7 protein-coding genes are annotated in these 6,563 nt (G+C 66.6%); 2 read left to right on the top strand and 5 right to left on the bottom strand.

Translation table 11 applies throughout. The features are described from left to right. Nucleotides 1–48 precede the first annotated feature (48 nt). The gene (locus ACE3O8_RS12335; RefSeq protein WP_374390169.1) at nt 49–621 is read left to right on the top strand and encodes a PEPxxWA-CTERM sorting domain-containing protein; all 573 of its coding nucleotides are present in this window, start codon (nt 49–51) and stop codon (nt 619–621) included. A gap of 67 nt (nt 622–688) precedes the next feature. Here ACE3O8_RS12335 and ACE3O8_RS12330 read toward each other — a convergent pair whose 3' ends face one another. Further along, entirely contained in the window at nt 689–1,459 is a 771-nt protein-coding gene (locus ACE3O8_RS12330; protein ID WP_374390167.1) for an SDR family NAD(P)-dependent oxidoreductase, read from the bottom strand. A 74-nt stretch (nt 1,460–1,533) separates the two neighbouring features. On the opposite strand from ACE3O8_RS12330, the gene ACE3O8_RS12325 reads away from it, so the two are divergent. Continuing rightward, the gene (locus tag ACE3O8_RS12325) at nt 1,534–2,745 is read left to right on the top strand and encodes an MFS transporter (protein WP_374390165.1); all 1,212 of its coding nucleotides are present in this window, start codon (nt 1,534–1,536) and stop codon (nt 2,743–2,745) included. A 4-nt stretch (nt 2,746–2,749) separates the two neighbouring features. Here ACE3O8_RS12325 and ACE3O8_RS12320 read toward each other — a convergent pair whose 3' ends face one another. From ACE3O8_RS12320 to ilvB, 4 genes are all read right to left on the bottom strand, one after another. Continuing rightward, nucleotides 2,750–3,271: a hypothetical protein gene (locus ACE3O8_RS12320; RefSeq protein ID WP_374390163.1), complete on the bottom strand. Its 522-nt coding sequence runs from the start codon at nt 3,269–3,271 to the stop codon at nt 2,750–2,752. 227 nt (nt 3,272–3,498) lie between these two features. Further along, nucleotides 3,499–4,518, bottom strand: a complete 1,020-nt coding sequence (ilvC, locus tag ACE3O8_RS12315; RefSeq protein ID WP_374390161.1) for a ketol-acid reductoisomerase — start codon at nt 4,516–4,518, stop codon at nt 3,499–3,501. 61 nt (nt 4,519–4,579) lie between these two features. Continuing rightward, on the bottom strand, nt 4,580–5,113 hold the full coding sequence (gene ilvN, locus ACE3O8_RS12310; RefSeq protein ID WP_374390159.1) for an acetolactate synthase small subunit: 534 nt from the start codon (nt 5,111–5,113) through the stop codon (nt 4,580–4,582). Next, on the bottom strand, nt 5,113–6,563 hold a 1,451-nt coding region (gene ilvB / locus ACE3O8_RS12305; protein WP_374390157.1), incomplete at its 5' end, for a biosynthetic-type acetolactate synthase large subunit. The genes ilvB and ilvN, both read right to left, overlap by 1 nt.

Below are 6,563 nucleotides of genomic sequence, written 5' to 3'. Positions count from 1 at the left end.
TTTTTGCTTGGGCCATGGTGTCGGGGGGCAAATTCGAGGGTTGGAACCATGAAACACGTCCTGATGGCAGGCGCTTTTGCCTGTGCCGCTCTGTTTTCCGCGTCTGGCGCATCTGCCGCGGTCGCCGTGAACTACAACAATTGCGGGACGGCGGGGGTGTTTGATGCACCCTTCAGCTATTCCTCGTGTGCCGGCGGCTATGAGAAGAACGTTCTGAACAACAGCACGGACGGGGTCGATTCGCAGAAGGCGGCGCTGCAAGCGCTTGGCTTCGATACCAGCGGGTTCGATTTCAACAGCTACTTCAAGATCGACGGCCTTGGCGGAGCCGACGTCACGTCGCCGCCGGCCCCGCTGATGAAGGGGATCACCATTTTCGGCATCCACTTCGGCAACAGCAGCGTGCTGGGCAACGCGACGGCGTTCTACAAGTTCGACGCGGGCGCCGGCACGACGACCATCCCCTTTGCCACCAAGGGCAGCTCGGGATTCGTGCTGTACCAGACCGGTGACGGCGGGGATGTGGTGCCGGAACCGGCCACCTGGGCGATGATGATCGCCGGCTTCGGCCTGGTGGGCAGCGCCATGCGCCGCCGCCGGACGGTTGCCGTTTCCGCCTGAGGGCGGCCAACAACCCGGAAGTATGGGGGCGGAGCCGCGAGGTTCCGCCCCTTTTCATTTCAACCCGTCAGACGATGGTGGCCCCGCCGTCGATCACCATGGCCTGCCCCGTGGTGAAGGCCCCCGCCCGGGAGGCGAGGAAGACCGCCATGCCGGCGATTTCATCCGGGTCGCCGATGCGCTTCAGGCTGCTGCCCGCTGTCGCCTGCTTCAGGATATCGGGGTTTTCCCACAGCGCCCTTGCAAAATCCGTCTTGATGAGGCCGGGGCAGATGCAGTTCACCCGCACGCCCTTCGGCCCATATTCGGCGGACAGGTTGCGGGCCAGTTGCAGATCCGCCGCCTTGGAGATGTTGTAGGCCCCGATCACGGTGGAGGCCTTCAGCCCGCCGATCGAGCTGACGATGGTGACGGAGCCTTCGCCCCTGTCCAGCATCTGGGGCGCCAGCGCCTGGATCAGCCAGTGGTTCGACACCACATTGTTCATCAGGATCTTCACGAACTGGTCATCCGCGATGCCCGACATCGGGCCGAAATAGGGGTTGGAGGCGGCGTTGCAGACCAGCGCCGTCACCTTGCCGAAGCGACCCAATGCGAAATCGGCCAGCTCGTGCAGCGCCTCTTTCGAGCTGATGTTGGCGGCCTTCGCGACGGCCGCGTCGCGGCCCACCGCCGCGTTGATGACTGCCGCCACGGCTTCGCAGGCATCCTGCTTGCGGCTGGAAATCACGACGCTTGCGCCATGTTCCGCCATGCGGTGCGCGATCGCCTTGCCGATGCCCCGCGACGATCCCGTCACCACGGCCACCTGGCCGCTCATGTCGAACAAACTGCCCATATCCTCTCCCTTTCTTCGTGACCGCCTGATGGCCCGCTTGCGGGGCTCGTGCAACCGTGCTTGAGATCAGGGCCATGGCCACCTTCAATGACCGCGCACCGCGCACGTTCAACATGCGCGCGTCCCGCGCGATGCTCGCCGCCTGCCTGTTCTATGCGGCGTTCGGCGGGCTGATCCAATGGTTCCCGATCTGGCTGATCGAGGAGCGGGGCTTCACCGGCGAGCAGCTGGGCCTCGTGATCTCTCTGGCGGGGATCGGGCGGATCGTGGCCGGGCCGCTGACCAGCGCCTGGGCGGATGGCCGGAAGGACCGGCGCGCGCCCATCCAGCTGCTGGCCGCCATATCCCTGCTGGCGCTGGGGGCCTTGTGGTTTTCCAGCCTGTTTTCCGTCACCTTCGCCTTCGCCTTCGCGATCGAGGTGACCTTCTGGGCGATGATCGCCTTCCTGGAGGCGGCGCTGCTGCGCCTGTGCCGCCCGCACGAGATTCCCAATTACGGACTGGCGCGGGGCCTTGCCTCGCTTGCGTTCGTGGTGGGCAATGTGGCGACGGGCATGCTGGTGGACTGGCTGGGCAATGTGGGCATCTGGTGGTGGCTGGCGCTGACGACGGCGGGCCTGCTGGGCGCCAGCGTGACGATGGCGGCCGAGCCGGTGAACCGGGTGGCGCAGCCGCCCTTCGGCCAGCGGCTGGCGGACGGGCTGGCGATGGTGAAGCGGCCCGAATTCGCACTGCTGATGTTCGGCTGCGGGCTGATCCAGGCCGGGCACCAGTTCTATTACATCTTCGGCACCAAGCTGTGGATCGACGAGCTGGGCATTTCCGCGACGCTGGCCGGGTGGATCTTTGCCTTCGGGGTGATCGTGGAGGCGCTGTTCCTGATGCTGGTGGCGCCGCGCATCGAGCATGTGCGGCCATCGACGCTGATGGTGATCGGCGGCGTGGGCGCGCTGCTGCGCTGGGCGCTGATGGCGAGCGCGCCAGGGCTGCCGCTGCTGATCGCGCTGCAGGCGCTGCACGCGATGAGCTTCGCCTGCACCTTCCTGGGCGCGATGCGGGGCATCCAGCAGCTGTGGGGCGATGACCGCACCCCGACAGCGCAGATGATGTTCATGGCGCTGGCGACCGCGCCCGCGCAGGCGCTGTCCAGCTGGATTGCGGGCCGGGTGTTCGACACGGGCGTTGGCAGCCAGGGCTATCTTGCCATGCTGGCGCCGGTTGCCGTGGGCACGCTGCTGGTGGTGATCCTGTGGCGGCGGCCGGAGCCGCAGCCTGTGGCGGCCTGACCGTTCAGCGCCCGCTGGTGGAGGCGTCCGCCAGCCGCTGCTGCGCCGGTGTTTTCGGCAGGGTTTCGAGCTGCAGATAGCCGAGCTTCGCGCCATCGAGCATGGCGAAACGGTCTGACAGGGTGCGGGCCCATTCCGCCTTGTCCACGCGGCTGTTCATGTCGCGGTCGGCGGCCTTCACCGGGTGCGGGCTGTTGATGAGGCCATACAATCCCGCGCCCGGCGGCAGGCCGGCTTCGCGCCCGCCGGGGCGGCGGGCGATGCGGCTGCCGGTGGGTGGGGGGCCGCCGGCGCCGGTCGCGCCAGCCGCGCCAGCCGCGCCGGGGGGCGGGGGGCCGCTCGCGCCGCGCCGCTGGCTGAGCGGGGCCAGCACGCCGGCCTCATAGGCGTCCACCTCGGCGGCATCGAGCTGGCCGTTGCCGTTGCTGTCCAGCTGGGTGAAATAGCGGTTCGCATCGGCCAGGAATTCGGCCCGCGTCAGCCGGCCGTCCCGGTCACTGTCTGCGCCGGCGAACCAGACCGCCACCGGATAGGCGGCATCGGCCCCGGCGCGGAAGGGTTCGCCCGATGGCGCGATGAACAGCTGCCGGGCAGGCGGCGCTTCGGCGGCCGGACCCGGTGCGGCCGGAGCGTGGGCAGCGAGAAGAAGGGCAAGAGCGAGGATCGCGGATCTCCTGAAGGCTCCCGCCCCTTAGCCGGTGCGGATGAACGGCAGTTGCACGGGGGCCCTGCCGTTCACCCGGTTCAGCCTGCTCAGTTCTTTGCCTTGTCCACCAGCTTGTTCTTGGCGATCCAGGGCATCATCGCGCGCAGGTCCGAGCCGACCTTTTCGATGGGGTGGGCGGCGGCCTGCTTGCGGGCGGCCTTCAGCTCGGGCTGGCCGGCGCGGTTGTCGAGGATGAAGTTCTTCACGAAGCGCCCGGCCTGGATGTCGGCCAGCACGCGCTTCATTTCGGCCTTGGTTTCATCCGTGATGATGCGCGGGCCGGTGGTGATGTCGCCATATTCGGCGGTGTTGCTGATGGAATAGCGCATGTTGGCGATGCCGCCTTCATACAGCAGGTCCACGATCAGCTTGGTTTCATGCAGGCATTCGAAATAGGCCATTTCCGGCGCGTAGCCGGCTTCGACCAGCGTTTCGAACCCGGCCTGGATCAGGTGGGTGATGCCGCCGCACAGCACGGCCTGTTCGCCGAACAGATCGGTTTCGCATTCCTCGCGGAAGTTGGTTTCGATGATGCCCGAACGGCCGCCGCCGACGGCCGACGCGTAGGAGAGCGCCACATCCATGGCGTTGCCGCTGGCATCCTGCGCGATGGCGACGAGGCAGGGCACGCCGCCGCCCTTCACATATTCCGACCGCACGGTGTGGCCGGGGCCCTTGGGCGCGATCATGATGACATCGAGATCCGCGCGCGGCTCGATCAGGCCGAAGTGGACGTTGAGGCCGTGGGCGAAGGCCAGCGCCGCGCCCGGCTTCAGGTTGGCGGCGAGATCGTCGGCGTAGATGGCGGCCTGATGTTCATCGGGCGCGAGGATCATCACGATATCCGCCCATTTGGCGGCATCCGCGTTGGACAGCACCTTGAAGCCGGCCGCTTCGGCCTTGGCGGCCGTGGCGGACCCGGCGCGAAGGGCGATCGCCACCTCTTTCACGCCCGAATCGCGGAGGTTCTGGGCATGGGCATGGCCCTGGCTGCCATAGCCGACGATGGCGATCTTCTTGGCCTGCACCAGCGCCAGATCGGCATCGGCATCATAATAAACGCGCATTGGTTGGTCCTTCGGGGGGTTTGAACTGGGCCCCGGATCATGGCCGGGGCGATGGAAAGGGTCAGTGGGCGGCGGCACCCCGCGACAGGGCGACGACGCCGCCGCGAGCGACTTCGACGAGGCCGACTTCGCGCATCAGTTCGATGAACTGGTCCACCTTTTGCGTGGAGCCGGAAATCTCGAACACGAAGCTCTGCGTGGTGGTGTCCACGGGCCTTGCCCGGAAGATGTCTGCGAGGCGCAGCGCTTCCACCCGCTTTTCCCCGACGCCGGCCACCTTCACCAGCGCCAGTTCGCGCTCCACGAAGGGGCCGAGTTCGGAAAGGTCGGTGACGCTGTGCACCGGCACCAGCCTGTCCAGCTGGGCGCGGATCTGATCGATCACCCGGCGCGGGCCGGAGGTGACGATGGTGATGCGGCTGACGCTTTCGTCCTGCGTCACATCCGCGACGGTCAGGCTTTCGATATTGTAGCCGCGCGCCGAGAAGAGGCCGGTGATGCGGCCCAGCACGCCCGCCTCGTTGTCGACGAGGATGGACAGCGTGTGGCGCTCCACCGGCTCGGCCGGGAACAGCGATTTCGCACGAGCGGCCATCAGACGAGCGCCTCCGCAGACTTGTCCACCTTGCCGGCGACCTGATCCGGCCCCAGCAGCATTTCCGTGTGGGTCGCGCCCGAGGGGATCATCGGGAAGCAGTTGGCATGCTGTTCCACATGGCAATCCACGAACACCGGGCCATCATGCGCCAGCATGTCGGCGATGCCCTGTTCCAGCTGGTCCGCCGTTTCGATGCGGATGCCCTTCCACCCATAGGCTTCGGCCAGCTTCACGAAATCGGGCAGCGAATCCGAATAGCTGTGCGAATGGCGGCCCTCGTACGTCAGATCCTGCCACTGGCGCACCATGCCCATATATTCGTTGTTCAGCACGAACACCTTCACCGGCAGATCATATTGGGTGGCGGTGCCCAGTTCCTGGATGTTCATCTGGATCGAGGCTTCGCCGGCGATGTCGATCACCAGGCTTTTCGGATTGCCCAGCTGCGCGCCGATGGCGGCGGGCAGGCCATAGCCCATGGTGCCCAGCCCGCCGCTCGTCAGCCACTTGTTGGGCTTCTCGAAATCGAAATGCTGGGCGGCCCACATCTGGTGCTGGCCGACCTCTGTCGTGATGATGGGGTTCAGCTTGTGCGTCGCCTCCCACAGCTTGCGGACGGCATGCTGCGGCTGGATCTTCGTGCCTTCCTGGGTAAAGGCCAGGCTGTTGCGGGCGCGCCAGCCCTTGATGCGGGCCCACCAGTCGTCCTGCGGCTGCGCCTGGTGGCCGCGGGCGCGCCACAGCTTCACCATGTCCTCGATCACATGGCCGACATCGCCTTCGATGCAGAGATCGACCCGCACCGTCTTGTTGAAGCTGGAGGGATCGATATCGACATGGATCTTGCGGCTGTGCGGGCTGAAGCCATCCAGCCGGCCGGTCACCCGGTCGTCGAAGCGGGCGCCCAGGCACAGCATCAGGTCGCACTGGTTCATCGCCAGATTGGCTTCATAGGTGCCGTGCATGCCCAGCATGCCCAGGAACTGCGCATCGGAGGCCGGGAAGGCGCCGAGACCCATCAGCGTGGAGGTGACGGGCGCCTTGGTGAGGCGGGCCAGATCCTTCAGCAGCTGCGACGCGCCGGGGCCGGAATTGATGATGCCGCCGCCGATGTAGAGGATCGGCCGTTCGGCCACGGCCAGCATTTCCACCGCCGCCTCGATCGCGGCGAGGTCCCCCTTCACGCGGGGGCGATAGGTCTTGTGCTCGATCCGGGCGGGCTTTTCGTAGCGCGCCGTCGCGACCTGCACATCCTTTGGAATGTCCACCACCACCGGGCCGGGGCGGCCCGTCGTCGCGATATGGAAGGCCTCGTGGATGACGGGGCCGAGACGCGACGTCTCCTTCACCAGGTAATTATGCTTGGAACAGTGGCGGGTGATGCCGACCGTGTCGCATTCCTGGAACGCATCGGAGCCGATCAGATGAGTCGCCACCTGCCCTGTCA

It is taken from the genome of Sandaracinobacter sp., from assembly GCF_041909755.1.
GTDB lineage: Bacteria > Pseudomonadota > Alphaproteobacteria > Sphingomonadales > Sphingomonadaceae > Sandaracinobacteroides.
This window is presented reverse-complemented; position numbering and strand designations above follow the sequence as displayed.

Bases quoted from the DNA above. Each gene is read 5' to 3' on its own strand.
- ACE3O8_RS12325 (WP_374390165.1), top strand. From the start codon at position 1,534: ATGGCCACCTTCAATGACCGCGCACCGCGCACGTTCAACATGCGCGCG.
- ilvC (WP_374390161.1), bottom strand. From the start codon at position 4,518: ATGCGCGTTTATTATGATGCCGATGCCGATCTGGCGCTGGTGCAGGCC.
- ACE3O8_RS12330 (WP_374390167.1), bottom strand. From the start codon at position 1,459: ATGGGCAGTTTGTTCGACATGAGCGGCCAGGTGGCCGTGGTGACGGGA.
- ACE3O8_RS12335 (WP_374390169.1), top strand. From the start codon at position 49: ATGAAACACGTCCTGATGGCAGGCGCTTTTGCCTGTGCCGCTCTGTTT.
- ilvN (WP_374390159.1), bottom strand. From the start codon at position 5,113: ATGGCCGCTCGTGCGAAATCGCTGTTCCCGGCCGAGCCGGTGGAGCGC.